This window comes from Gordonia aquimaris (assembly GCF_026262595.1).
GTDB classification, from domain to species: Bacteria; Actinomycetota; Actinomycetes; order Mycobacteriales; family Mycobacteriaceae; genus Gordonia; species Gordonia tangerina.
In genome coordinates, this window is the sequence record NZ_JAPKFM010000016.1 from 55,974 (window position 1) to 80,854 (window position 24,881).

Genomic DNA, 24,881 nt, shown 5'->3' on the forward strand with positions numbered 1-24,881 from the left:
ATTACGGGTTGCCGGTCTGGATCGAAAAACTGCTGGTCTGTTCGGGGAGACTGCTCGGCTGGTTCGGAGCTGCTGTTCAGGGCCCATCCACGCACGTCACCATGTCGCCGACAGTAGCCGAACATTTTGACATGTTCAAACATGTGTTCGACGTGTGTCGAGACATTGTCGGACCCACGTGCTACAAATCGAACATGCGTTCTCTCGAACACATGAGCGACGTGCGTTCGAGAGGCGCCCGAGGTTCGATCCGACTCGTTCCCAGGAGGACACGATGAGCACAGCGACCCTTCATCGGCAGACGCAGTACGCACCGGCTGCGTCCCCGATGCACCCGGCATCCGGGCGCCCTGCAGACGTCCCGACGCGCGACAGAGTCCCGGCCGGGCATGTCTCCCGACCGCGGCGGCGGGGGCGATATGACTCCACTGGGCCCACGAGGCGTCGACCGGGCGGGTCCGGTGCCCCCGCGGCACGGGTGTCGGGGACGAGTTGTGCGTCGCCGGGAGTCGACCGTAGGTTCGTGCGTCGACGCGCGACGGCCGCAGCCGTGGTGCTCGGTGGGGCGCTCGCGGTGCTGGTGTGGGCGGTCGCCATCGTCGGCTCCAACTATGCCGCGTCGGTGCAACCGAGCCCTACCGGGACCGAGGTGGTCCACGTGCGGCAGGGTGATTCGTTGAGCTCCATCGCCGATCGCATCGCGCCGGATGTGCCACGCCAGGCCGTCATCGAGCAGATCGTCGAACGCAACAAACTCGCCGGCTCCGGCCTGCGGGTGGGGCAGGCTTTGATCGCACCCGCATACAGCTGAGGGCCTGACGGTATCCTCGATGGCACAGGGTCCGGCCGGGAACCGGCACGGCGTGACGGGTGACCGGTACGCCGGTGTGTCCAGAGACGTGCGTGAGGATGACATGCGCTGCCCGTTTTGCAAGAACGAAGACACCAAGGTCATCGACTCGCGTGTCGCCGACGAGGGGCAGGCGATCCGACGGCGCCGTTCGTGTGCGGAGTGCGGTCGCCGATTCTCGACCGTCGAGAGTGCCGTGCTGTCGGTCGCCAAACGCAACGGGGTCACCGAGCCGTTCAGTCGGGAGAAGGTGATGCGCGGGGTTCGTCGGGCCTGCCAGGGCCGAGACGTCGCCGAGGACGCGCTCGCCAAGTTGGCCCAGCAGGTCGAGGATGCGGTCCGCGCATCGGGATCGGCCGAGATTCCCAGCAATGAGGTGGGGTTGGCGATCCTCGGTCCGCTGCGTGATCTCGACGAGGTGGCCTATCTGCGCTTCGCCTCGGTCTACCGGTCATTCGACTCGCTGGAGGACTTTCAGCGAGAGATCGACGACCTGCAGGGCAATCTCACCCACCGCTCCGAGGCCGATTCCGGGGTGGTTGATGAGCGGGTCAGCGTCACCGACGGTCTCAGCTGAACTGATCGAGGGCGCGGATCGCCCGCTTCTCCGAGATCGGCCGTGCGGTGCCCAACCGCTGCGCGAACAGTCCCACCCGCAGTTCCTCGACAAGCCAGTGCGCGTGTTCGTCGAACGCATCCCGGCGCGCCGCAGCGAGGTGCGTTGCACGCTGATTCCAATGCGTCACAACACGATCGATGGATGCCAGGGCGGTACTGTCGCGGCCGGCAGCTGCGGGCAACTCCGTGAGGCGAACGGTCGCGGCCTCGAGGTAGCGCGGCACATGGACAAGGCGGTCGTGCGGGGTCGCGACGACGAATCCGTCGAAGACCAGATTGTCCAACTGCTCGGCGACGTCATCGGCGGCCACCGAGCCGCTGAGCCGGTCCATCTGCGCGCGCAGCGGGGCCACGCGGCGGAGCACGTCAACGCTCAGGGTGAAGTAATCGGGAGCCTGTTGCGCCACCCGGGGGCGCAGATCGTCGCGGAGTCGCCGGAATTCGGTCGCCGATCGCACGGCACGAAGGTTCCGGTCTGCCGCGAGGTCGCGGATGGCGCGTCGGGTGCAGTCGCCCACGAGATGTTCGACATCGCGGTAGGGGCTCTGACTCATCGCCAACCGACCGGCGGCATCAAGGGTCGCGGTGATCTTGCGGGTCAGCGGTGGGATGGTCAGGTCGAGGAGTGCCACCACCGCTGCGCTGTGACGGCGGTCGCGTTCGGCCTCGGTGCTCAGCTCGACTCGGGTCACCCCAACCGTCCGGCCGGCTGCGTCACGAACAGCGTCGAGTCCCACATAATGGGTTATCTGCTGTCCGGCAACAGTTGTCGTCACCGTGGGCGGTAGCTCGCCGATGCCGGTGGCGGTCCAGTCCGTGACGACCTCGACGGGCCGGGCGGCCTCGTGCGACCCGTCGAACTCCTGCTTCAGCCGGTGCAGCGACTTCCCGGTCGTGAGCACGGTGCCGTCACGGTCGACCACGGCAAAATTCATCGTGAGGTGGGGTGGAATCCGCTCGGGTGCGAAGTCGTCGGGAGACACCGTCATGGTCGTGATCGTCGACAGTTCGCGGGCGAGGCCGGCGACGAGGGGCTCGGCGCGCGGTGTCAATCGGGACAACGCGAGATCGGCGAAACGCTGCGCCGGCGCCATCGACTTGCGTAGCGACTTGGGGAGTGACCGGACGAGTTCGGTCGCGAGCTCGCTGCGCAGGCCCGGAACCGACCAGTCGAAGCCTGCCGGCCGCACATGGTCGAGCAGCGGCCGCGGGATCACCACGGTGACACCGTCATCGGGCGCACCCGGTTCGAACCGGTACCGCAGCTCGAGGCGGGTTTCGCCCTGCTGCCAGGCGCCGGGGAAGTCGGTGTCGGCGACAGCGACGTCGGTGGCCACATCCTCCGGGCGGAGATCGAGCAGGTCTGGCTGCGCGCGCCGGGCCTTCTTCCACCAGCTGTCAAAATGTCGGGCCGAGACGACCTCGTCACCGATACGCGCGTCGTAGAAGTCGAACAGTTGCTGTTCGCTGATCACCACATCGCGACGCCGTGCACGGTGTTCCACATCGGCCGCGGCCTCGAGCAGAGCACGGTTGTTGTGGAAGAACGTGTGCTCGGTGCGCCAGTCACCCTCGACGAGGGCGTGACGGATGAACATCTCTCGTGCGGTCGGTGGATCAATGGGCCCGAACTGCACCCGGCGTCGTGCCACCAGCGGGACGCCATAGAGCGTCACCCGCTCGTAGGCCAACGCGGCGCCACGTTTCGCCGACCAGTGCGGCTCGCTGTAGCTGCGGCGAACCAGATCTCCGGCGAGTTGCTCGACCCACAGCGGATCGATCGCCGCCACCGTGTGCGCGAACAGCCGGGAGGTCTCCACGAGCTCGGCGGCCATCAGGAACGCGGGCGGCTTCCGGGCCAGCGCCGAACCCGGGAAGATCGCCATGGTGGTGTTGCGTGCGCCCAGGTATTCGCGTGAATCACCCTGCCGCACGGCTATGTTGCCCAGCAGGCCGGCCAAGATGGCGCGGTGGATGGCATCGGCATCGCGTTCGGTTGCCGGAACAGACCAGTCGAGGTCGGTCACCACCCGGGTCAGCTGTCGATGCAGTTCCTGCCATTCCCGGATCCGCAGAAAGTGAAGGAACTCGCGTTCGCAGAGTCTCCGGAACTGATTCCCGGACAGCTCTTTGCGGCGCTCGGTCAGATACGACCAGAGCTCGAGGTGGGCCAGGAACTCCGAGCCCGGCACGGCGAACCGCCGGTGAGCGGCGTCGGCTGCCTCGCGCTGGTCGGCAGGGCGCTCGCGCACATCAGGAATCGACAGCGCCGCGGCGATGACCAGAACATGGTCGAGGCACCCGCCGTCACGCGCCGCGATGAGCATGCGGGCCAGTCGTGGATCCACCGGGATGCGGGCCATCTGGCGGCCGACCTGGGTGAGCACGGGTTCGTGGTCGTCGCGTTGCGTCTCGTGTATTGCGCCGAGCTCGGTGAGCACGGCCATGCCGTCGCGGATTGCGCGAGCGTCCGGGGGTTGGACGAACGGGAACTGCGAGACGTCGCCGATGCGCAAGGAGGCCATCTGCAGGATGACCGCGGCGAGGTTTGTGCGCAGGATCTCCGGATCGGTGAACGCGGCGCGGGCGTCGAAATCCTCCTCCGCGTAGAGCCGGATGCACACGCCCGGCGCCACGCGGCCGCACCGTCCCGCACGCTGGCGGGCACTGGCCTGTGAGATCGCTTCCACCGGAAGTCGGTTCACCTTGGACCGGGTGGAGTAGCGGGAGATTCGCGCGGTGCCGGGGTCGATCACGTAGCGGATGCCCGGGACGGTCAACGAGGTCTCGGCGACATTGGTGGCAAGCACGATGCGGTGTCCCGACGACGGCACGAACACCCGTTGCTGATCGGCGATGGACAGACGGGCGAACAGGGGCACGATCTCGGCCCCGGCCGAGGCACGATGCCGCAGTGCATCGGCCGTCTCGCGGATGTCACGTTCGGTCGGCAGGAACACCAGGATGTCGCCGCTGCGCCGACCGGCCCACAACTCGCCGACCGCGGCGTCGATCGCCTGTGCCTGATCGAGGTCGCGATGGTCACTGTCCGGGTCGCGTGCGTCACCGAACGGCCGATAGCGGACCTCCACGGGGTAGGTCCGACCGGACACCTCGAGAATCGGCACCTCTGCGCCGTCGACGGCGTCCGCGAAATGCCGGGCGAACCGATCCGGCTCGATCGTGGCAGAGGTGATGATCACCTTGAGGTCACGGCGTCGGGGCAGTAGCCGGCGGAGGTAGCCGAGGATGAAATCGATGTTCAGACTGCGTTCGTGGGCCTCGTCGATGATCAGCGTGTCGTAGCTGCGCAGCAACGGGTCGCCGGCGATCTCGCGGAGCAGGATGCCGTCGGTCATGACCTTGACCATGGTGTCGGCGCCGGCACGGTCGGTGAAGCGCACGGAGTAGCCGATCGCGTCGCCGATCTGCGACGCGGTTTCGTCGGCGATGCGACGCGCCACCGAACTCGCCGCGATCCGGCGAGGTTGGGTGTGCCCGATCGCGCCGCGCACTCCACGGCCGAGTTCCAGACAGATCTTGGGAAGCTGCGTCGTCTTACCCGAACCGGTCTCGCCCGCCACGACCACCACCTGATGCTCGGCGATGGCGCCGGCGATGGCGGAGCGCGCCTCGGATATGGGCAGTTCGGGCGGGAACTCGAGTAGCGGGAGCGATGCGCGCCGTCGGTCCACACGTGATTGTGCCGAAGCCACGTCCGCGGCGAGCCGCTGCCAAGCCGTGGCCCCGGGATGGCGCCCGAGCTTGTCGATCCGGCGGCGCAGCCGGTGTGCATCGACGATGGTCAGTTCATCGAGCGTGTCGAGCAACGCGCGGCGGTCTGCGGAAGTCGGTGCGGACATGATGCATACAGGATATGGGGTGGCCACGAGTGGGGTCGCGCACGTCCGCATCATCGGCGCCGGACGACCTGCGTCCTCCGGCGATGCCGACGACCGGCATGATTGAGCCATGGCAGGCTCACTTTGGCATGGATTCGCCGACATGGGATCGGTCACCGCGAACGGACCGTTCGTGGTGACCCGCGGAAGCGGTACCCGGATCTGGGACGGACAGGGACGCGAGTACCTCGACGCGACCGCCGGTCTGTGGTTCACCAACATCGGCCATGGGCGCACCGAGGTCGCTGACGCCGTGGCCGACCAGCTGGGCCGGCTCGCGCATTACTCCGGCTTCGGTGACCTCACCGCGGACGTGACCGCCGAGCTCGCCGAACGGTTGGCCGGGATCGCTCCGGTAGCCGGTAGCAAGATCTTCTTCACCTCCGGTGGCAGCGATTCGGTGGACACCGCGGCCAAACTGGCCCGGCGGTACTGGCACGAGGTGGGCAAGCCGGAGAAGAACATCGTCGTCGGCCGCACCAAGGCCTACCACGGAATGCACGTCGCCGGAACCGCGCTCGCCGGAATCGGGGTGAACCGCGAGGGCTACGGGGAGCTGATGGCGGATGCGGAGACCGTGGAGTGGGACAACGCCAAGAGCCTGCTCGGTCTGATCGAGCGAGTCGGGGCGGAGCGGGTCGCGGCGTTCTTCTGTGAGCCGATCATCGGTGCCGGCGGTATCTATCTGCCGCCGGAGGGATATCTCGCCGAGGTACGCCAGATCTGCCGCGATCACGATGTGTTGTTCGTCGCCGACGAGGTGGTCACCGGTTTCGGCCGCATCGGTGGGCAGTCATGGTTCGCCTCGTCGCGATTCGATCTGGCGCCGGACATGATGACCACCGCGAAGGGGTTGACGTCGGGGTACGTCCCAATGGGGGCGGTGTTCATCGCACCGCATGTTGCCGAGCCCTTCTACGCCGGCGGTACCTGGTGGCGGCACGGCTACACCTACGGCGGGCACGCCGGTGCCGCGGCGGCAGCGATGGCCAACCTCGACATCATCGAACGCGAAGGTTTGCTGGCGGAGGCTGCGCGGCTGGAGGCGGATCTGGCCGCGCTGTTGAGCCCGTTGGCGCAGTTGGACGCCGTCGCCGAAGTGCGGACCGGGTTGGGTGCGGTCACCGCGGTGCAGCTCGCCGATCCGGCGCAGGCGCTGCCGATGGTGGGCCGGTTGCGCGAGCACGGTGTGAGCGGGCGGGCCGCGGGTCAGGGCGCCTTGCAGATCTCCCCGGCCTTCGTCATGACCACCGACGAGGTCGGTGAACTGGCCGAGCGGATGCGCGCGGCGTTGTCCTGAGCTGCCACGCGCATCCGCGAAACAGCGCGCCGACGAGCACGGCACAAACCAGTACGGCACAAACCAGTACGGCACAGACCAGTACGGCACAGACGAACAGCAGGCCCGGCCACCCTCGAGGGCGACCGGGCCTGCTGCGATGGCGAGGGGAGTCAGACCCCGGTCAGGACCTGTGTGGTCGTCAGGGCCTGCGCCACGCCCTCGATGGTTGCGGCGACCTTCACGGCCTCCCAGACCTGCTCCTTGGTCAGCCCGGCCTTGCGTACCACGTCGGCGTGGGCGCTGGTGCAGTCGTGACAGCCGTTGATGGTTGAGACCGCCAGGCTCCACAGCTCGAAATCTGCCTTCTCGACGCCTGGGTTGCCGATGATGTTCATCCGCAGGCCCATCCGGACTCCGGCGTAATCGTCGTCGAGGAAACTCTTGGCCCGGTAGGCGACGTTGTTCATGCCCATGATCGATGCGGCGCCGAGCGCCGCGTTGTACGCCTCCGCCGAAAGAATGTCGGCGGCCTCGCTCGCGATCTCGTTGAGCACCTGCGGGTTTCGCGCAGCCGCGGCGGTGGCGAGGAAGGTGCCCCACAGCTGCTGCTCGGTGAGCTCGGTGGACCGGGCGAGCGAACCGAGGTTCAGCTTGAGGTCCTTGGCGTACTCCGGAAGTGCTTCCTTGAGATTGTCGATGCTCATGTGCTGTCCTCTCAGACGCTTGCGGTCAGCAGTTCGCCGGCGTCGAGCGTCGGATCGCCCTTCTTCCAATTGCATGCGCACAGTTCGTCGGACTGCAGCGCGTCGAGAACGCGCAGCACCTCGTCGACGTTGCGTCCGACGGATCCGGCCGTCACCGAGACGAACTGGATCTCGTTGTTTGGGTCGACGATGAAGGTGGCGCGGTCGGCGACGCCGTCTGCATTGAGAACGCCTGCTGCGGAGGCGAGTTCACGCTTCAGGTCACTGAGCATGGGGAACGGGAGGGTTTTGAGATCCTCGTGCTGCGCGCGCCACTGGAAGTGCACGAACTCGTTGTCCACCGAGGCGCCGAGCACCTGTGCGTCGCGGTCGGCGAACTCGTCCTCGAGTTTGCCGAACGCAGCGATCTCGGTCGGGCACACGAAGGTGAAGTCCTTGGGCCAGAAGAAGACGATGCGCCACTTGCCCGGGTGGTCCTCGCTGGTGACGGTGGTGAAGTAGTCGTCGGGCTGCTGGGCGTTCACCTTCGAGAGGTCGCCGCCGATGACCGCGGTGAGGTTGTAGGCCGGGAACTGGTCGCCGATGGTCAACAGTGGCATGGGTTGAGTCGCTCCTCTACGTGGCGGTGATTCTGTTGTCTTGCGCGAAGGTTTTCGTCAGACATGCACTATCGTGCCGAATTCTCGGCGAAAGTGAAACGTGATGATACGCACTATATTGATAGGTATGACCAATAAGAGTTATCAGCCCTCGATCGCTGCGTTGCGCGCATTCGCCGCGATCGCCAAGGATCGCCATTTCGGTTCTGCCGCTGCGAATCTTGGTGTCAGCCAGCCAACCTTGTCGCAGGGTCTCGGTGGCCTCGAGGCGGGGCTCGGGCTACAACTCGTCGAACGCACCACCCGGCGTGTCTTCTTGACGCCCGAAGGCCAGCGTCTGCTACCCAAGGCGCTCGCGGTGATCGATGCGGTCGACGAACTGGTCTCGGCGGCGTCGGGTAACGGTGACCCGCTGGCGTCGACGGTGCGGCTCGGACTCATTCCGACTGTGGCGCCGTACATTCTGCCCGCTGTGCTGCGCGAACTGGCCGATCGGCTACCCGAGCTCGGCGTGCAGGTGGTGGAGGACCAGACCACCAGGTTGGTGGGTCAGCTGAGAGAGGGATCACTCGACGTCGCCGTCATGGCGTTGCCCACCAATGAATCCGGCCTCGGCGAGATCCCGATGTACCGCGAAGATTTTGTCCTCGCCCTGCCCCGTGATCACCCGCTTGCCGCGCGCAAACGCGTGAATCCGGACCAACTCGCCGATCTACCGTTGTTGTTGCTCGACGAAGGGCACTGTCTGCGCGATCAGGCGTTGGAGGTCTGCCGGTTGGCCGGCGTGCGGCCCGAGGTCGGGCAGACGCGCGCGGCATCGCTGGCCACGGCGGTCCAGTGTGTCGAAGGCGGGCTCGGTGTGACGTTGATACCGCAGACCGCGGTGGCGGTCGAGACCGGCGGCGGTGGCCTGGCGACCGCCATGTTTGCGCGGCCACGGCCCGGCCGACGGATCGGGCTCGTGTTTCGTGAGTCGAGTTCTCGCGCAGACGCCTACCGCGTATTGGCGGACGTCATTTCCGACGTGGTGGCCCGGGACGCGCTGGTCGACAGGTGAGACGTGGCCCAGGGGGGCTCGGTCCGGACCGCGGCGCTGCGATTCAGGCCTCCGAGTGGGTCAGCTGCTCCCATTCGTCGACGAGGCTGGAGTCCACCGAGCGCACCATCGTGCCCACGTGTTCGGTGATCTCGGCTATCTCGTCGGTGCTGACGGTGTTCGGAAGACCTTGGCGCAGAACCCGATAACAGTCAGACAGATAGCGGAGAACCACGCCCTCGCTGCGGGCGAGGCCGTAGCCGGAGATGAGTTCGGTGAAGGTCATCGAGCGCTCCAGCATCTCGCGCAGCACCGATTTCGGCGACGGTGGAGAGGACGCCACCCATGGGTGGCCGCGCCGGTAGACGGAGAACGCGAACTCGATCTCGTCGAAAAGTGGGCGCGGCCAGGTGATCTCCTCCAGCCGTGCCATGCGTTCTTCGTACTCGATACCGTCGGCCTTCATCTCGGCGACCGCGGCGTCGCGAGCCACCTTGCGCTGGGCGAACAACACCTGCCGTGGATCCTCCAGGGTGGACTCCAGGATCGAGATGACATCGAGAGCGTACGTCGACGAGTCGGGATCGAGGATCTCGAACGCCGCCAGCGCGAACGACGAGAGCGGGTTGGTCAACGCGAAGTTCTCCGGCATATCCACCGAGAGTGCGACGTTCTTTCCGTCGGCGTCCGGGGCGTCGAGTTGTACGACGATGCCGGAATCTCGCAAGCCGCGGAACAACTCGATCGTGTGGCGGATCTGTCGGAGCTGACGACTGCGCGGTTCGTGGTTGTCTTCGAGTAGATGCCGCAAGGCCGCGAAACAGTCGCCCGGCCGTGCCAGCACCTCCATCAGGATGGCCGTGGTCATCCGGAAATGGGATCGCAATGGTTCGTCCGGGGCGTCGACGAGCTGGGTGAAGGTCTTCTCGCCCCACGACACGAAGCCCTCTGGCGGTTTCTTCCGGACGAGTTTGCGAAGCTTCTTCGGGTCATCGCCGGCCTTGGCGACGGCGCGTGCGTTCTCGACATCGTGCTCGGGGGCCTGCGCCACCACATAACCGACGGTATCGAATCCGGCACGACCCGCTCGACCGGCGATCTGGTGGAACTCGCGGGCGCGCAGCCGGCGCACCCGGGTGCCGTCGTACTTGCTGAGCCCGGCGAACAGGACCGTCCGGATGGGTACGTTGATGCCCACGCCGAGGGTGTCGGTGCCCGCGATCACCTTCAGTAGCCCTTGCTGGGCGAGACGCTCGACGAGGCGGCGGTAGCGGGGGAGCATGCCGGCGTGGTGGACGCCGATGCCGGCCCGTAGCAGTTTCGACAGTGTCGCACCGAATCCGGTGTGGAATCGGAAGTCTCCGATCGCCTCAGCGATCGCGGCGCGATCGGCCTTGTCGGCGATCTTCACCGACATCAGCGCCTGCGCGCGTTCCACGGCGGCGGCCTGGGTGAAGTGCACCACGTAGATCGGTGCGCGGCCGGCGGTGACGAGATTCTCGATTGTTTCGTGGATCGGCGTGATCGCGTAGCTGTGATCGAGCGGTACGGGCCGTTCGGTACCGGTGACCGCGGTGGTGTCGCGGCCGGTGCGCCGCTGCAGATCGTCGACGAAGAACGAGGTGTCGCCGAGGGTCGCCGACATCAGCAGGAACTGGGTGTGGGGGAGTTCGACGAGTGGCACCTGCCAGGCCCAACCGCGGTCGGGCTCGCCGTAGTAATGGAATTCATCGGCGACGAGTGCGCCGATGTCGCTGCGGTCGCCGTCGCGCAAGGCCAGATTTGCCACGATCTCGGCCGTCGCGCAGATGATCGGGGCGTCCGCGTTGACCGCGGCGTCGCCGGTCAACAGCCCGACAGAGTCGGCGCCGAAGGTCGCGCACAGGTCGAAGAACTTTTCGCTGACCAACGCCTTGATCGGCGCCGTGTAATAGGCGCGTTCCCCGCGGCAGCGGGCGAAATAGATGGCGCCGGCCGCCACGAGCGACTTCCCCGAGCCGGTCGGGGTCGCGAGGATCACGTTGTTGCCTGAGATCAACTCCAGCAGCGATTCCTCTTGGTGGGGGTACAGCGCAATCCCACGTTCATCCCACCAGCCGGCGAATACCTCGAATGCGGTGTCCTCGTCGTCGACGGGTACGAGGTGCCGGGTGGTCGTCTCGCTCAGATCGGCGATGGCGAACCGCCCGGTCCGTCGTCGCCCGGTTCGTCGTCGTCCGGCTCATCTTCGCGGCCCGGTTCCCCGTTCGCGCCCGGTTCCTGGCCTCCTTGTCCGACGTCGCTGGTCTGCTGGGCCAGGAAACGTTCCAGCTCCGCGCCGAGTTCGTCGCCGGTCGGCAGGTCGGCCTCTGCCGCCAGCAGCGAGGCTCGCTGGGCCTGAGCCTGGGCAAAGGTGTCGTATTGCGACTCGAGGGCTTGGACGACGCCTTCGATCTCGGCGTTGCCGTCGACTTCCTTGTCTACCTGTTCGCGTACCTTGGCGGCGGCGTTGTCCAGTGCGGCGACCGGGATCTGCAGGCCGGTGAGTTCGCCGACCGCAGTCAGCAGTCGCGCAGACGCAGCCGGATAGTCGGTCTGCGACAGGTAGTGCGGTACATGCACCGACAGCCCCGACGCGCGATGATCGTGCTGGCTCATTCGCAGCTCGAGCAGCATCGACGCACTCGCCGGCAGCTTCATCTCCGAGCCCCACCGCGGCAGGTCGCCGAGCCGGTCGGGCTCGTTGCCGTGTGCGGTGAGCGACGCCGGGCGCGTGTGGGGCACCGCCATCGGTATCGCGTTGAGCCCGATGACATCGGTGACACCGAAGTGTTCCACCAGCCTGCGCACCGCTTCGACGAACTGTTCCCAACGCAGGTCGGGTTCGGAACCGGCCAGAAGCAGGAAAGGGCGTCCGGTGGTGTCCCGGATCGCGTGCATCGTCAGCGACGGCATCTCGATATCGGTGAAGGTGTTCCCGTCGAAGGTGACGGTGGGCCGCCGCGACCGGTAATCGATCAATTCGTCGGTGGAAAAGGTCGCGACGAGTTCGGAGTCAAGCGCGTCACGCAGATGCCGCGCAGCCAGCGCGACGGCATGGCCGGCATCGGCGAAGCCCTCGAGCGCGTGGACCAGTACCGGCCCCGTGCCCTCGTCATTGGAGACCTGGGGCGCGGGGAACTCCAGCGAGTACAGCGCGCTGTGCTCGGCGGGCCGCTCGTCCATGGTCGTGCCTCCTCGTGTCGGTTGTCTCAAGTGTCTCGCATCGGTGGTCTCCGGGGCCAATCACGCGCCGCCGGTCCGCCACCTCCCATGGCTGCTGTCACCGGTTTCAACACCACGACCGGGATGAGGATTCCCGGGTGGCACCCGAGGCTGCGGGTGTCGCGACCGGTCCCGGAGAGTAGACGGTGGCACAGTAGGTCGTTGTGATGGAATGGCTGCGTCGTGCGTCGTCTGCGCTGCGTGTCGTGTCACCGGAGCGTGACCGGCCCGACCGCCCAACGTCGGAAGCGGGGCGTTGCGAGCTGGACCGGGTCGAGTTCGGGCAACCCCGGCGGCGCGGCGGCCGGGGGCCGGTCCTTCTTGCGGCGCTCGCACTGCTTACGGCGGGTTGTTCGGTCGATGGCCAGGCAACTGCCGGTGGAAGTGAGGATCTCACCGCCCGCTCGCTCGCGCCGGCCGACTTCCCGGGTCACACCGCGACCCGGCTGCCCGCCCCCGCCGTCCCGGCAGCGCTGGCCGATCTCTCCGGGCGCCCCCTGCACGGCAGCGTCACCCCGGCCGAATGCACGCCCCGGCTGATCTCGCCGGACGGCGCCGTTGTGATCGTCGGCCCCGACCCGGACACCTCGACGGCCACGTTCACCTCGGCGGTCGTGCACGTCGACGACTCGCTCGATCAGGTGACCGGACTGGCACGTCGGTGCCCACGAACGGTCACCGGGTCCGCGCCGACCGCGGTCACTGTCGTCACCACCGAGGTGCTGCCGGCGCCGGACCGGTCCGGTAACCAGACCGCCGCGTTGCGGCGGACGATGACCACCGGCGGTGCCGAGTCGCCCCTGATCACCGGCACCACTGGTCTGATGGCGCAGCAGGACGGGCTCCGGGTGATCGTCGAGTACCGGCATCAGGGCGCGGACGAGATGTCGGCCGAGGCCGGGGCATCGCTGGACGCATTGTTCGACTCGGCGATCACTGCTGCCTTCGGGTGAGGCGATCGGCCTGGGCGACCGCCGAGCCGAAGGCCACCTGTGGAGGACCGATTCGGTTGTGCACAGCGGGTGATTGGGGGCGTGGGCATGCTCCGAATCACCTGAGGATGGGGTCATGTCGACCTCACAGCGCCCACGCCCGCTCACCCCGTCGTCGCTCCTGACGGCACTACCCGGCCTCCTCGGATTCATCCCCGAACGATCGTTGATCGTTCTTGCCTTCGGAGCCGACCCGCACACCGTGCGGACCACCATGCGTCACGACCTGATCTTCGACGAGAACGGCGACCTCGCGGCACCGTTGGTCACGGTCCTCGACGGACTCGCGGAGATCTGCGCGCGCGAGCAAGCACACGCCGTCATCCTGGTGATCGCCGACGATCGGTATCCGATCGGTGACGATCGGTACCGACGGGTGTGCGTGACCGCGGACCGGTGTTTCGCCGGGATCGGTGGTGCCGTTGCCGGATTCGTGGTCGAGCAGTTCGCCGACAATGCGCGTTGGCAGCGGGTGTGGGACGCTCCGCAAACCGCCGGCACGTATATACCGCTGACGCGCGCCGGAGCATTGCGGGGGCGGATGGGCGACCCACACACCAGTCCGACGGCTGTCCGACATGCCGTCGAGAGCGGCCGGCGAGTGCTCGCCCGACGTTCGGAGATGCAGGAGATGTTGCGGCCGTTGCCTCATTGCGTGGGCCCGCACCGCGAGTTCGGTGACGACATAGACGGCATCGACGAGATAGACGGCATCGACGACGGAGTGCTGTTGCGTGAGCTGGTCGGGCACGTGATCGCCTTCGCGTCGCCTCGCCACCCACCAGAACTCGATTGCGCCGCGGTCACGCTCCTCGGCGATGCGTTGTTGCGGCTGCAGGTCCGCGATGCCGCCCTCGTGCTGGCGGTCACCGATCTGCGCCACGCCGCGGAGGCCCTGTGGCGCCAACTCGCCCGGCGGTTGAGGGGCTCGAGGTCCGCAAGCGCGGCCACGATGCTCGGGCATCTGCATTACGTCAATGGCGAAGGCGGATACGCCGGCGTCGCCTTTGATCATGCGTTGGCCGCGGACCCGCAGTGGCATCTGGCGGACCTGCTCGACACGGCGCTGCGCGGCGGGATACACCCCACCGCGATGCGGGAGATGATCCCGATGGGCTACGACGTCGCCGATTCGCTCGGTGTCGCGATGCCCGGGCCCAGCGTCGACCGTGAGGTGAGCTGACCGGACCGTGTCATCGCCGGGGACCTGAGTGGAACCGACCTCAGACCTTCTCGACGAACACCGCGTGTGCCATGTCCTCGGCCAGCTCGAGACCGTCGTGACCGGGGGAGTTCACCACGGCGCGGCCGGGGCTGATGGTCACCGTCACGCGGGCGTTGGGCACCACGCCGGCCTCACGCAGATCGCTGATCAGCGCCGCATCGGATTGGGCGTGCTCGGACAGCCGCCGGACGATGACGACCACCGGATCGCCCTGGGGAAGGTCGGACAGGCGGGTGGCGCCGTCGGTGGCCGGAGCCTTGTCCATGCCCAGCTGGTCCAGACCCGGGATGGGATTGCCGTACGGCGATGTCGTCGGGTTGTCCAGCACGGCCAGCAGACGCCGCTCGACGTTCTCGCTCATGACGTGCTCCCAGCGGCAGGCCTCCTCGTGGACCTGGTCCCAGGGCATACCGATGACGTCGACGAGCAGCCGCTCGGCGAGCCGGTGCTTGCGCATCACCGCCACAGCGAGCTCGCGGCCCTTCTCGGTGAGTTCGAGGTGCCGGTCGCCGGCCACATGCAAGAGGCCGTCCCGCTCCATGCGGGCGACCGTCTGTGACACGGTCGGGCCGCTCTGCTCGAGCCGCTCGGCGATACGTGCGCGCAGGGGGACGATGCCTTCCTCTTCGAGGTCGTAGATCGTCCGCAAGTACATCTCGGTGGTGTCAACCAGATCGTTCACGGTACGCAGTCCCTTCGTCTGTCCCAAGGGTACCTTGACCTGCCCACCGGTTCGGGTCCTGCGTGTCGTCACCGTCGGTTGCCGCGCGCACACCACTCCCTCGATTCCTCGCGGTGGAATCGAGGGACATGCCCTAGCCTGAAACCGTGACGCGGAGCACGGGCGACGAAGCGGCGGCAGTCATCTGGAGTGAGGACTTCCTGACCTACAAGTGGGCCCACACCCACCCGATGAATCCGGTCCGGCTGGCGCTGACCATGACGCTCGCGCAGAGCCTGGGGGTCCTCGACGGAGTGGACAGCCGCGCACCCCTGGCGATCGACGACTCGGCGTTGACGGTGGTCCATTCCACCGAGTACATCGACGCCGTGCGAGCGGTCGGATCCGGCACGGCATCGTTGGCCGGTCCGCTGCTCGAGAGACTGTTCGGCCTCGGCGACGCCGACAACCCCGTGTTCGAGGGGATGCACGAGGCCGCCCGTCTGCTGGTCGGCGGAACCCTGGCGGCCGCGCAGGCCGTCGGCTCCGGATCGGTGCGGCGCGCGGTCAACATCGGCGGCGGTATGCACCATGCGATGAAGGCTCGCGCCGCCGGCTTCTGTATCTACAACGATTGCGCGATCGCCATACGCTGGCTGCTGGACAACGGGTACGACCGGATCGCGTACGTCGACATCGACGCCCACCACGGTGACGGTGTGCAGGTCGAGTTCGCCGACGACCCACGCGTGCTGACCGTGTCGTTGCATCAGCATCCGGCCACCCTGTGGCCCGGCACCGGTTGGCCCACCGAGGTCGGTGACGGCGCGGCGGCCGGGTCAGCAGTGAACATCGCGCTGATGCCGGAGGTGTCCGATCGGCTCTGGCTGCGCGCCTTTCACGCCGTCGTTCCGTCGGTGCTCGACCAGTTCCGGCCGCAGATCCTGATCAGCCAGTGCGGCGTGGACAGCCATCGGGCGGACCCGTTGACCGATCTCGCGCTGACCGTCGACGGCCAGCGAGCCGCGATGCAGGCAATGCGCGACCTTGCCGAGAAATACTGCGATGGCCGATGGATCGCCGTCGGCGGAGGCGGTTACGGGGTGGTCAACGTGGTACCACGCAGTTGGACCCACCTGCTGGCCGTGGTACTCGATCGGGATGTCGACACCGACACCGCGATCAACGAATCGTGGTATGCCACAGCCGAACAGATCGCCGAGACCGTGCACACCGACTACTCCCAGCCGCCGGTGGGTGTGATGGGTGACGGCGGCGATGTCGACTACATCGCCTGGGACGGTGACACCGGGCAGGACCCACCCGAGGGCATCACCGGAGCCGCGCAGCGCCAGACCGACCGGGCCATCCTCGCCACCCGCCGCGCCGTGTACCCGCTGCACGGACTCGATCCGGAGGACCCCCGTGACTGAGCAGGATCAGACCGATCAGTCGGCATCGCCGGCAGCGCACGTCGCCGCAGCGAACCTCGCAGAACCGTCGCGACAGCGTGATCCCTGGGATTACCCGCGACACTGGATCGCCGACGTGCTGGCTTCCGACGGCGGTGTCGTCCACCTGCGGCCGATCGTGCCCGACGATGCCGACCGTGTCGTCCGCTTCCACGGCGGGCTCTCCGAGCGCACCCGGTACATGCGGTACTTCGGACCGACTCCGACCCTGCCGCCCCGGGAGCTGGCCCGGATGACCACCGTCGACTACCAGAAGCGGGTAGCGCTCGTCGCCGTTCTCGGTGGCGACATCATCGCGATCGGCCTGTACGAGGGCCTCGGATTCGACGGCAAACCGGAGTCGGCGGAGGTGGCCTTCGTCGTCGCGGACGACCATCAGGGCCGCGGACTCGGACCCATTCTTCTCGAACATCTCGCCGGCGCCGCCGCCGAGAACGGCTTCACCCGTTTCGAGGCCGAGGTGCTCAGCGAGAATCCGAACATGGTCGCGGTGTTCCGCGACGCCGGTTACCAGTTGTCACGCAACTTCGACGGCAGCACGGTGCATGTGGAGTTCTTGATCGACCCCACCGAGGCTCTCCTCTCGGTGCGCAACGCCCGTGAGCGGGCGTCGGAGGCCCGCAGCGTCGCCAACCTGCTGCGACCGTCCTCGGTTGCCGTCATCGGCGCGTCCACCGATCCGAAGAAGGTCGGCAATGCGTTGCTCGCGAACATCATCGCCGGTGGCTTCACCGGGCCCGTGTTCCCGGTCAACGGTCCCGGACCCGAGGAGCCGGAGGCGGATTCGGATGCGGACGCGCTCGCGCCCGGCCACGGCCACACGCGGCGCAGCGGGCGGCAGCACGCTCACCCGAGGCCGCCGTCGGTCCGCGGTATCCGGGCCTATCCCACCGTGCGGGACGTGCCGGATCCGGTCGACCTCGCGGTCGTCGCGGTGCCGGCAGCAGTCGTCGACGACGTCCTCGACGATTGTCTGGTCAAAGGCGTGCGCACGCTGGTCGTGGTGTCTTCGGGTTTTGGTGAGAGTGGTGCGGCCGGACTGCAGAGCGAGCGGCGTCTCGTCGAGCAGGCGCGGGAGCACGGGATGCGGCTGGTCGGTCCGAATGCGCTCGGGGTGGCCAACAACAGCGCGTCGATCGCGCTGAACGCCACTTTGGCACCGCGGATTCCGGCCGCTGGTCGCGTCGGCTTCTTCTGCCAGTCCGGTGCTCTGGGGATCGCGATCCTCGACACCGCGGCGCGCCGGCAGATCGGGTTGTCGACGTTCGTGTCGGCGGGTAACCGCGCCGACGTTTCGGGTAACGACCTGTTGCAGTACTGGGATTCCGACACCGACACCGATGTCGTGCTGCTCTACTTGGAGAGCTTCGGAAACCCACGCAAGTTCTCCCGGATCGCGCGACGGGTGTCTCGATCGAAGCCGATTGTCGCGGTGAAGTCGGGTAAGGGTGCGATGACCGCCGCGCGTGCCGAACGGTCGTCGGCGGCCAGCCTGGACGATCGGATCGCGCAGATGGTGCTCGAACAGGCCGGCGTGATCCAAGTGCACACGATCTCCGAACTATTCGACTGCGCGACACTGTTTGCCTACCAGCCGCTGCCGCGCGGTCCGCGCACCCGGATCATCGGCAATTCCTCGGTCCTGGGCAGCCTGGCGGGCGACACCGCCCGAGGTGGGGGACTGACGGTGACCGACACGATCGACCTCGGGGCGGGAGCCAGCGAAGACGAGTTCGAATCGGCGGTCACCGGCGCGATGCGCGACCCGGCCGTGGACGCGGTGATCGTGGTGTTCGTGCCACCGGTGGCGGTGGACGCCGACTGGCATGCGCGTGCGCTGATGGCAGCGGCCAACACACCCGACGCCGATGGCCCGAAACCCATCGTGACGACGTTCCTGGCGGTCGAGGGCATCCCGCCGGGGCTGATGAAGCCCGGCCACAACGGTCTTCCGGCCAATGGTTCGATCCCGTCCTACGGCAGCCCGGAGCGAGCGGCCAATGCGCTGGTGCGGGCGTGGCAGTACGCGCGGTGGCGGCAACGCCCGGAACCGGAGATCCACCGTCCGGACGGCACCGACCCCGAGGGTGCGCGGATGTTCGTGCGCGAAGCGATGGGTGGCGACGCAGACGCGGAGGCCACGCGCGCGCTCGGGCCGGTCGAGTCGGCAACGCTCCTGCGCTCCTACGGCATCGACGTGGTGCCCTTCGCGGAGGTGTCGACGATGCACGAGGCGGCCGCGGCCGCCGAACGTTTCGGCTTCCCGGTCGCGGTCAAGGCCACCTCGGCGTCCTGGCGCGGCCGACTCGACCGGGAAGGTGCGCGGCTCGATCTGCCCGATGCGACGGCGGTGATCACCGCCTTCTCCGAGCTGAGCCAATTGACCGGCGACGAGGTCCTACACGTCCAGAAGATGGCACCCAAGGGCATCGGCACGATGATCCGGGTGCGCGACGACCGCTCGTTCGGCTCGCTCATCTCGTTCGGACTGTCCGGGCGAACCTTCGAGCTGCTCGGTGACCACGGCTATCGGGCGACACCCCTGACGCCGCTCGACGCGGAAGAACTGATCGACGAACCGCGGTCGGCGCCCTTGCTGGCCGGGTACGCCGGCGAGCCACCCGTGGACCGGTCGGCGCTCACGGACTTGCTGGTGCGCATATCCACGCTGGTCGATGACATTCCCGAGGTACGCGAGGTGCACTGCGACCCCATCCTGGCCTCGCCCGACGGTGCGGCGGTGCTCAACGCCCTGATACGAATCGGTCCGGTGCCCACACGCGCGGACACCGGACCGAGACGACTGGCGTAGGTAAATCAGCTGGCGTACGCGCGCAAGCGTTCGGCGCGCTCGCCCTGACGCAGTTTGCCCATGACCTCGCGCTCGATCTGCCGCACACGTTCGCGGGACAACCCGAACATCCGACCGATCTGATCGAGTGTGCGCGGTTGGCCGTCGTCGAGCCCGTAGCGCATCCGGATGACCTGCTGTTCGCGCTCATCGAGAGTGGACAGCACCGACCGGATGTCGGAGTGCAGCAGGCCGGCTATCACCGCATTCTCCGCCGAAGTCGCTTCAGCGTCTTCGATGAAGTCTCCGAGCGGCGCCTCTTCGTCATTGCCCACAGGCATGTCGAGGCTCACCGGGTCACGGCTGTGATCGAGGAGGTCGGCGATCTTTTCCGCCGGGATGCCCGACTCGTTGGCCAGTTCGTCGTCGGTGGCCTCACGGCCGAGTTGCTGATGAAGTTCACGTTTGATGCGGGCGAGCTTGTTCACCTGCTCCACGAGATGGACCGGGAGCCGGATCGTGCGGCTCTGATCGGCCATACCGCGGGTGATCGCTTGACGAATCCACCAGGTCGCGTACGTGGAGAACTTGAATCCCTTGGCGTAGTCGAACTTCTCCATCGCACGGATCAGACCCAGGTTGCCTTCCTGGATGAGATCGAGCAACGGCATCCCGCGTCCGGTGTAGCGCTTGGCCAGCGACACCACGAGGCGGAGGTTGGCCTCGAGCAGGTGCGCACGCGCGTACTCGCCCTCGCGAACGATCACGGCGAGGTCGCGCTTCTTGGTGGCCGAGAGTCGCTTCTTGGTGGCCAGCAGATGCTTGGCGTAGAGGCCGGCCTCGATCTGCTTGGCCAGTTCGACCTCTTGCTCGGCATTGAGCAGTGCGGTGCGACCGATGCCGTTGAGATAGACGCGAACAAGATCAGCTGCCGGGGACTGCGCGTCGAGATCCTGCTCCGTCATCGCCGGACGGATGCGTGCGGGATCGTCGGCTACTCCAGTGGTCGTGGTTGCAGTGGTCGTGGTCGGGCGTGCAACTGTCGAGCGTGACATTCGGCCTCCTGACGTGAGTGCGTACACCCGGTTCAACGCGAACGGGTAGGGGAAAGTTCCCGGGGACGCCGACCCCCGGCGTCGACCGTGGGTGGTGTGACCAGCGTTTTTCCCGGCAGATGCAGCCGAGTACATGAGAAGTTGCTGAGAGTGTCGGTCAGTGGGAACGACGATCGCGATCGGAGCGCGACGGTTCGTCCGACGACTCGGCGGTGCCCTCGACGATCGTCGGATCGAGGGTCTGCCGATGCCCCTCGATCCCGGCCGGGCCGAGCACCGAGTGATCGACGCCGTATTTGTATTGCGCCACCTCGCCGCGCTTGCGCGGCGGCCGGTCGTTCGCGATGAGGACCGCGACCCATGGAATCGGGATGGACGCGGCGACGATGGCGAGCGCGAGCAGTCCGTTTCCGGTGGCGCTGTACACAATTCCGGCGATCACCAGCGCCGGCACACGAAACGCCATCAGGGTCAGATACTTGCGCACACGTGCCCGGTGCTGATCGTCGAGCGACTGCTGCGCACCGGTGATCAGAAAGGTCTGGGGGTCGGTACGGTGCCCCGATGATCCTTGTCTGCTCATACGTCCACCATCCCACTTCGCCGCGGCGGATGCACCGACGGGCCATCCGAATCGAACTCGCCGATCGAGGTCTCATGTAGGTCATTCGGAGCTGTACCCCTTTCGGCGTTGTCCCTCGCCCGTCGTCGTGGCGCACAATGGTCGGTATGGGAACTGAGACAATCGAGCGGCCGGACCTCGACGAGCGGACAGACGTCGACGAACGGCCCGATGCCGACACCACCGACCACGGCGACGACGATCGCCCCAAGTTCTTCCACTACGTGAAGAAGGACAAGATCGCCGAGAGCGCGGTCATGGGAAATCACGTGGTGGCCTTGTGTGGTGAGACATTCCCCGTCACCCGCTCGGCCAAACCCGGATCGCCGGTCTGCCCGAAATGCAAGAAGATCTACAGCCGGATGCGCAAAGGGGAGTGAGCTCGCCTGGCGTGCGGCCGGCTCACTCCGAGGTCGGTGGCGATGGAGGCGGCCGGCGTGACGGCCCGGCCGTACGCCCCCGCCGGATCGGTCCGGACGCCAGCCGGTCGGGCAACGTCTTGAGTTGACCGGTCACCTCCGCGGTCTGCGACGAAACCCAATCGCGCATCTGCGCTGACACCGGCGGTTTCGCCGGCCAGAACTCCTGTACCGCGGCATTGAACTCGGCGCCGACGACGATGGCGAAGCCGAGGAAGAACGTGAACAGCAGGAACGCCACCGGCGTCGCCAACGCGCCATAGCTGTACCCGGCGCGGGTGAGCTCGGTCAGGTAGATGCGCAGTATGTAGCTGGCGACCCAGAAGAAGATTCCGGCGACCACCGCTCCGCCCACCAGCCGGTGCCACGGCAGCGGGTTGGGCAGCGCCAGATGGTAAAGCGTGGTCAGCATGACCAGCAGTAGTACGGCCACGAACGGGAAGTAGCCGTAATCGATCAGGTGGGTGACGATCGGGTCCCACGAGTCCGGCACTATCTCGTGGAGGTAATTGGGCCCGAGGGCGACCAGCGGCAACACGAACACCGACGCCACCAGGAATCCCATGTAGACGAACAGCGCGAAGAATCGTTGCCATACGGGGTTGCGGACCTCGTGCTGTCCGTGGGCGCGCACGATCGACGCGACGAAACAAGACACCGCCGACGACCCGGCCCACAGCGAGATCACGAAGCCCGCCGAGATGACGACCACCCGGCCACGGCCGAGGACGTTGTCGACCGTGGGTCGGATGATCTCGTCGACGACGTTGGCGGAGAACGTACGGTCGGCGAAGGCCACGATGCGTTCGTAGATGACGTCGACCGTGTCCGGACCGAACCAGCCGGCGATGTAGCCGACACTGCCGAGCAGACCCAGCAGTAGTGGCGGTAGCGACAGTGCCTGCCAGAACGCGGCTTGGGCCGCCCAACCCACGATGCCGTCGTCCCACGCCTTGACGATGGTGCGCCACACCAGGCGGTGCAGATTCGGCAGCACAGGTCGACCGACCGACGGCGGTGTCTCGGCGGCCGGGTCGTCGACGCCTCGATCGGCATGGGAACGCCCCGGCCTTGTCCCCGTGCCCGAGTCCGGCATGTCCGTGTCGGGAGTCGCCGGCTCCGGGCCGTCCGGTGGTGCCGCGGCCGGGGGAGCGGCCTGTGGTCGAGACCGGTCCATGCCCGGCCGGGCCGCCAGGGGGCGGGTGGGATGGGTGTCGTCTATCGGGGTGGTCGGCGTCGCTGCCATCGGCGGGCCATCCGGTGGCGTCGGTGACGGGGCCGGACGTCGACGCGGTCGCGATCGGTCGGGTGGGATCGGGGCCGCCGATGCCGGATAGGGAGTACCTGCCGACGACGTGGTGTCCTCGGTGATCGGTACGGGGTTCCGGTTTCGACTGCTGATGGCTCCAGCATCCCTGATCCGGCGACGAAACGGGGCAACCGGGCCCCCGGTGGTGTGCCGTCGTCGATTCACCACCCGTCGGGGACGCTGCGCGAGTCGATCGGGTAGCCGCTCGGTGGTCCGGAGTACCATTGCTCGCGTCCCCTCCGACGGTTCTCACCCCGAGGGGACATTTCATGTCCCGAATGTGTCCCGAACGGACAGTCCGGTCAGACCAGGTGTCAGGAGCAGTGCACGAGTGACTTCAGCAGCCGACGGCACGGCAGCCGAAGAGGCAACCATCCCCCCAGGTCCGCCACTGCGCGCGTGGCAGCGGCGGGCGTTGACGAAATACCTCACCCGCCGACCGGTCGACTTCATGGCCGTCGCGACGCCGGGTGCGGGTAAGACCACGTTCGGCCTGCGCGTGGCGCGTGAGCTCCTCGACGACCGCACCGTCGAGCAGATCGCCGTGGTGGCCCCGACCGAACACCTCAAGCACCAGTGGGCCGAGGCGGCCGCCCGGGTGGGCATCGCGTTGGACTCGAGGTTCCGCAACGCGACCGGCCAGACCAGTTCGGACTATCACGGTGTGGCGCTGACCTATGCGCAGGTCGCCGCGCACCCGTCGCGGCACCGGGTGCGCACGGAGAACAGGCGCACGCTGGTGATCCTCGACGAGATCCACCATGGCGGGGACGCGAAGTCGTGGGGAGACGCGATTCGCGAGGCCTTCTCCGACGCCACCCGCCGCCTGTCGCTGACGGGAACGCCATTCCGTTCCGACGACTCGCCCATCCCGTTCGTGACGTATGAGCCCGAGCCGGGCGGGGTGCTGCGGTCGGTGGCCGATCACACCTACGGTTACGCCGACGCACTGGCCGACGGCGTCGTCCGTCCGGTCATGTTCCTCGCGTACAGCGGGCAGGCCAGCTGGCGTACCAGCGCGGGGGAGGAGTTCACGGCGCGGTTGGGTGAGCCCCTGTCGGCCGAACACACCGCCCGCGCCTGGCGGACCGCGTTGGACCCGCATGGGGACTGGATTCCGTCGGTACTCGAGGCCGCCAGCACGCGGCTGCGACAGCTTCGCGCCGGCGGAATGCCCGATGCCGGCGGGTTGGTCATCGCGACCGACCAGACCGTCGCCCGCGACTACGCGGAATTACTCACCGCGATCACCGGTACCCGGCCGACGCTGGTGCTGTCCGACGATCCCAAGTCGTCCTCACGTATCGCCGAGTTCGCGGCATCGCGCGACGAGTGGATGGTGGCGGTGCGCATGGTGTCCGAGGGAGTCGACGTGCCTCGGCTGGCGGTGGGCGTGTACGCGACGAGCTCGTCGACGCCTCTGTTCTTCGCTCAGGCGATCGGTCGCTTCGTCCGCTCCCGGCGCCCGGGCGAAACCGCCAGTGTGTTCCTGCCGTCGGTTCCGGTGCTGCTCGACCTGGCCTCCAAGATGGAGGCCGAACGCGATCACGTCCTGGGTAAACCACATCGGGACAGCGACGGCCTCGATGACGCGCTGTTGATCGATGCCAACAAGCAAAAGGACGAAGAAGGCGAGGACGAGAAGGCCTTCCAGTCGCTGCACGCCGACGCCGAACTGGACCAACTCATCTTCGACGGCGCCTCCTACGGGACGGCGACGTTCTCGGGCAGCGACGAGGAAGAGGACTATCTGGGTCTACCAGGGCTCCTTGATGCCGATCAGGTGCGTGAGCTGCTTCGCAAACGGCAGGCCGAGCAGGTGTCACAGCGGTCGGCGGCCGGTCCTGCCCAGGTGATCGAGACCGCTGCGCCTGCGCGCCCGACCGGGGAGAATCTGCACGCCCTGCGCAAGGAGCTCAACACGCTGGTCGCGATGCACCACCATCGCACCGGTAAGCCACACGGCATGGTTCACAACGAACTTCGCGAGCGTCTCGGTGGTCCACCCACGGCGATGGCCACCGCCGAGCAACTCCGTGAGCGGATCTCCGCGCTGCGTGAGTGGCGCTGAATTAGGTACCCGCGGTTGGGCGCAACCTCG

Annotated in this window: 19 protein-coding genes; 10 read left to right on the top strand and 9 right to left on the bottom strand. The window is 67.3% G+C overall.

Annotation, left to right across the window (positions count from 1 at the left end; genetic code table 11):
- The first annotated feature begins 523 nt into the window (after window positions 1-523).
- Both OSB52_RS15285 and nrdR read left to right on the top strand, forming a co-directional pair.
- Window positions 524-811, top strand: a complete 288-nt coding sequence (locus tag OSB52_RS15285; RefSeq protein ID WP_266062593.1) for a LysM peptidoglycan-binding domain-containing protein — start codon at window positions 524-526, stop codon at window positions 809-811.
- Between the two features lie 103 nt (window positions 812-914).
- Window positions 915-1,427 carry a transcriptional regulator NrdR gene (gene nrdR / locus OSB52_RS15290; protein WP_266062629.1) on the top strand — a complete coding sequence of 171 codons (513 nt, stop codon included), beginning with the start codon at window positions 915-917 and terminating at the stop codon, window positions 1,425-1,427.
- On the opposite strand, the gene hrpA is transcribed toward nrdR, so the two are convergent.
- Window positions 1,420-5,331: an ATP-dependent RNA helicase HrpA gene (hrpA, locus tag OSB52_RS15295; protein WP_266062594.1), complete on the bottom strand. Its 3,912-nt coding sequence runs from the start codon at window positions 5,329-5,331 to the stop codon at window positions 1,420-1,422. The two genes, nrdR and hrpA, sit on opposite strands and share 8 nt — an antisense overlap.
- A gap of 109 nt (window positions 5,332-5,440) precedes the next feature.
- Here hrpA and OSB52_RS15300 point away from each other — a divergent pair, with 109 nt between their 5' ends.
- Entirely contained in the window at window positions 5,441-6,670 is a 1,230-nt protein-coding gene (locus tag OSB52_RS15300; RefSeq protein WP_235722167.1) for an aminotransferase family protein, read from the top strand.
- A gap of 152 nt (window positions 6,671-6,822) precedes the next feature.
- Here the strand turns inward: OSB52_RS15300 and ahpD are convergent, their stop codons facing one another.
- Both ahpD and OSB52_RS15310 read right to left on the bottom strand, forming a co-directional pair.
- Window positions 6,823-7,356: an alkylhydroperoxidase, AhpD family gene (gene ahpD / locus OSB52_RS15305; RefSeq protein ID WP_266062595.1), complete on the bottom strand. Its 534-nt coding sequence runs from the start codon at window positions 7,354-7,356 to the stop codon at window positions 6,823-6,825.
- Between the two features lie 11 nt (window positions 7,357-7,367).
- On the bottom strand, window positions 7,368-7,955 hold the full coding sequence (locus tag OSB52_RS15310; RefSeq protein WP_235722165.1) for a peroxiredoxin: 588 nt from the start codon (window positions 7,953-7,955) through the stop codon (window positions 7,368-7,370).
- Between the two features lie 127 nt (window positions 7,956-8,082).
- Here OSB52_RS15310 and OSB52_RS15315 point away from each other — a divergent pair, with 127 nt between their 5' ends.
- Entirely contained in the window at window positions 8,083-9,012 is a 930-nt protein-coding gene (locus OSB52_RS15315; RefSeq protein WP_266062596.1) for a hydrogen peroxide-inducible genes activator, read from the top strand.
- A 43-nt stretch (window positions 9,013-9,055) separates the two neighbouring features.
- On the opposite strand, the gene OSB52_RS15320 is transcribed toward OSB52_RS15315, so the two are convergent.
- Together OSB52_RS15320 and OSB52_RS15325 are read right to left on the bottom strand one after the other, a co-directional pair.
- Window positions 9,056-11,158: a DEAD/DEAH box helicase gene (locus OSB52_RS15320; protein ID WP_266062630.1), complete on the bottom strand. Its 2,103-nt coding sequence runs from the start codon at window positions 11,156-11,158 to the stop codon at window positions 9,056-9,058.
- Window positions 11,155-12,195 (bottom strand): PAC2 family protein, encoded by a 1,041-nt coding sequence (locus OSB52_RS15325; RefSeq protein WP_266062597.1) that lies wholly within the window; start codon window positions 12,193-12,195, stop codon window positions 11,155-11,157. Before OSB52_RS15325 ends, OSB52_RS15320 begins: the two co-directional genes overlap by 4 nt.
- Window positions 12,196-12,401: 206 nt before the next feature.
- On the opposite strand from OSB52_RS15325, the gene OSB52_RS15330 reads away from it, so the two are divergent.
- Together OSB52_RS15330 and OSB52_RS15335 are read left to right on the top strand one after the other, a co-directional pair.
- The gene (locus tag OSB52_RS15330) at window positions 12,402-13,187 is read left to right on the top strand and encodes a hypothetical protein (protein ID WP_266062598.1); all 786 of its coding nucleotides are present in this window, start codon (window positions 12,402-12,404) and stop codon (window positions 13,185-13,187) included.
- 115 nt (window positions 13,188-13,302) lie between these two features.
- Window positions 13,303-14,409 (top strand): DUF4192 domain-containing protein, encoded by a 1,107-nt coding sequence (locus tag OSB52_RS15335; RefSeq protein ID WP_266062599.1) that lies wholly within the window; start codon window positions 13,303-13,305, stop codon window positions 14,407-14,409.
- A gap of 40 nt (window positions 14,410-14,449) precedes the next feature.
- Here OSB52_RS15335 and OSB52_RS15340 read toward each other — a convergent pair whose 3' ends face one another.
- Window positions 14,450-15,133, bottom strand: a complete 684-nt coding sequence (locus OSB52_RS15340) for an iron-dependent transcriptional repressor DtxR (RefSeq protein WP_235722160.1) — start codon at window positions 15,131-15,133, stop codon at window positions 14,450-14,452.
- A gap of 146 nt (window positions 15,134-15,279) precedes the next feature.
- Between OSB52_RS15340 and OSB52_RS15345 the strand changes: the two genes are divergently transcribed.
- Together OSB52_RS15345 and OSB52_RS15350 are read left to right on the top strand one after the other, a co-directional pair.
- On the top strand, window positions 15,280-16,545 hold the full coding sequence (locus OSB52_RS15345; RefSeq protein ID WP_235722159.1) for an acetoin utilization protein AcuC: 1,266 nt from the start codon (window positions 15,280-15,282) through the stop codon (window positions 16,543-16,545).
- Window positions 16,538-19,396, top strand: coding sequence for a bifunctional acetate--CoA ligase family protein/GNAT family N-acetyltransferase (locus OSB52_RS15350; RefSeq protein WP_266062600.1), 2,859 nt, complete (start codon window positions 16,538-16,540; stop codon window positions 19,394-19,396). Before OSB52_RS15345 ends, OSB52_RS15350 begins: the two co-directional genes overlap by 8 nt.
- A 5-nt stretch (window positions 19,397-19,401) precedes the next feature.
- Here OSB52_RS15350 and OSB52_RS15355 read toward each other — a convergent pair whose 3' ends face one another.
- Entirely contained in the window at window positions 19,402-20,430 is a 1,029-nt protein-coding gene (locus tag OSB52_RS15355) for a sigma-70 family RNA polymerase sigma factor (protein WP_266062601.1), read from the bottom strand.
- A 157-nt stretch (window positions 20,431-20,587) separates the two neighbouring features.
- Window positions 20,588-21,013 (bottom strand): DUF3099 domain-containing protein, encoded by a 426-nt coding sequence (locus OSB52_RS15360; protein ID WP_235722157.1) that lies wholly within the window; start codon window positions 21,011-21,013, stop codon window positions 20,588-20,590.
- 146 nt (window positions 21,014-21,159) lie between these two features.
- Between OSB52_RS15360 and OSB52_RS15365 the strand changes: the two genes are divergently transcribed.
- Window positions 21,160-21,432: a DUF3039 domain-containing protein gene (locus OSB52_RS15365; RefSeq protein WP_235722156.1), complete on the top strand. Its 273-nt coding sequence runs from the start codon at window positions 21,160-21,162 to the stop codon at window positions 21,430-21,432.
- A 22-nt stretch (window positions 21,433-21,454) separates the two neighbouring features.
- Here OSB52_RS15365 and OSB52_RS15370 read toward each other — a convergent pair whose 3' ends face one another.
- Complete coding sequence (locus OSB52_RS15370; protein WP_266062602.1) at window positions 21,455-22,717, bottom strand: YihY/virulence factor BrkB family protein; 1,263 nt, start codon at window positions 22,715-22,717, stop codon at window positions 21,455-21,457.
- A 394-nt stretch (window positions 22,718-23,111) separates the two neighbouring features.
- Between OSB52_RS15370 and OSB52_RS15375 the strand changes: the two genes are divergently transcribed.
- Window positions 23,112-24,851 (top strand): DEAD/DEAH box helicase, encoded by a 1,740-nt coding sequence (locus OSB52_RS15375; RefSeq protein ID WP_266062603.1) that lies wholly within the window; start codon window positions 23,112-23,114, stop codon window positions 24,849-24,851.
- Window positions 24,852-24,881: the final 30 nt, after the last annotated feature.

Excerpts from the sequence above, each read along its gene's own strand:
- OSB52_RS15315 (WP_266062596.1), top strand. The coding sequence starts at position 8,083 with ATGACCAATAAGAGTTATCAGCCCTCGATCGCTGCGTTGCGCGCATTC.
- OSB52_RS15310 (WP_235722165.1), bottom strand. The coding sequence starts at position 7,955 with ATGCCACTGTTGACCATCGGCGACCAGTTCCCGGCCTACAACCTCACC.
- OSB52_RS15335 (WP_266062599.1), top strand. The coding sequence starts at position 13,303 with ATGTCGACCTCACAGCGCCCACGCCCGCTCACCCCGTCGTCGCTCCTG.
- nrdR (WP_266062629.1), top strand. The coding sequence starts at position 915 with ATGCGCTGCCCGTTTTGCAAGAACGAAGACACCAAGGTCATCGACTCG.
- OSB52_RS15365 (WP_235722156.1), top strand. The coding sequence starts at position 21,160 with ATGGGAACTGAGACAATCGAGCGGCCGGACCTCGACGAGCGGACAGAC.
- OSB52_RS15355 (WP_266062601.1), bottom strand. The coding sequence starts at position 20,430 with ATGTCACGCTCGACAGTTGCACGCCCGACCACGACCACTGCAACCACG.
- OSB52_RS15330 (WP_266062598.1), top strand. The coding sequence starts at position 12,402 with ATGGAATGGCTGCGTCGTGCGTCGTCTGCGCTGCGTGTCGTGTCACCG.
- hrpA (WP_266062594.1), bottom strand. The coding sequence starts at position 5,331 with ATGTCCGCACCGACTTCCGCAGACCGCCGCGCGTTGCTCGACACGCTC.
- ahpD (WP_266062595.1), bottom strand. The coding sequence starts at position 7,356 with ATGAGCATCGACAATCTCAAGGAAGCACTTCCGGAGTACGCCAAGGAC.
- OSB52_RS15370 (WP_266062602.1), bottom strand. The coding sequence starts at position 22,717 with ATGGCAGCGACGCCGACCACCCCGATAGACGACACCCATCCCACCCGC.
- OSB52_RS15360 (WP_235722157.1), bottom strand. The coding sequence starts at position 21,013 with ATGAGCAGACAAGGATCATCGGGGCACCGTACCGACCCCCAGACCTTT.
- OSB52_RS15325 (WP_266062597.1), bottom strand. The coding sequence starts at position 12,195 with ATGGACGAGCGGCCCGCCGAGCACAGCGCGCTGTACTCGCTGGAGTTC.
- OSB52_RS15300 (WP_235722167.1), top strand. The coding sequence starts at position 5,441 with ATGGCAGGCTCACTTTGGCATGGATTCGCCGACATGGGATCGGTCACC.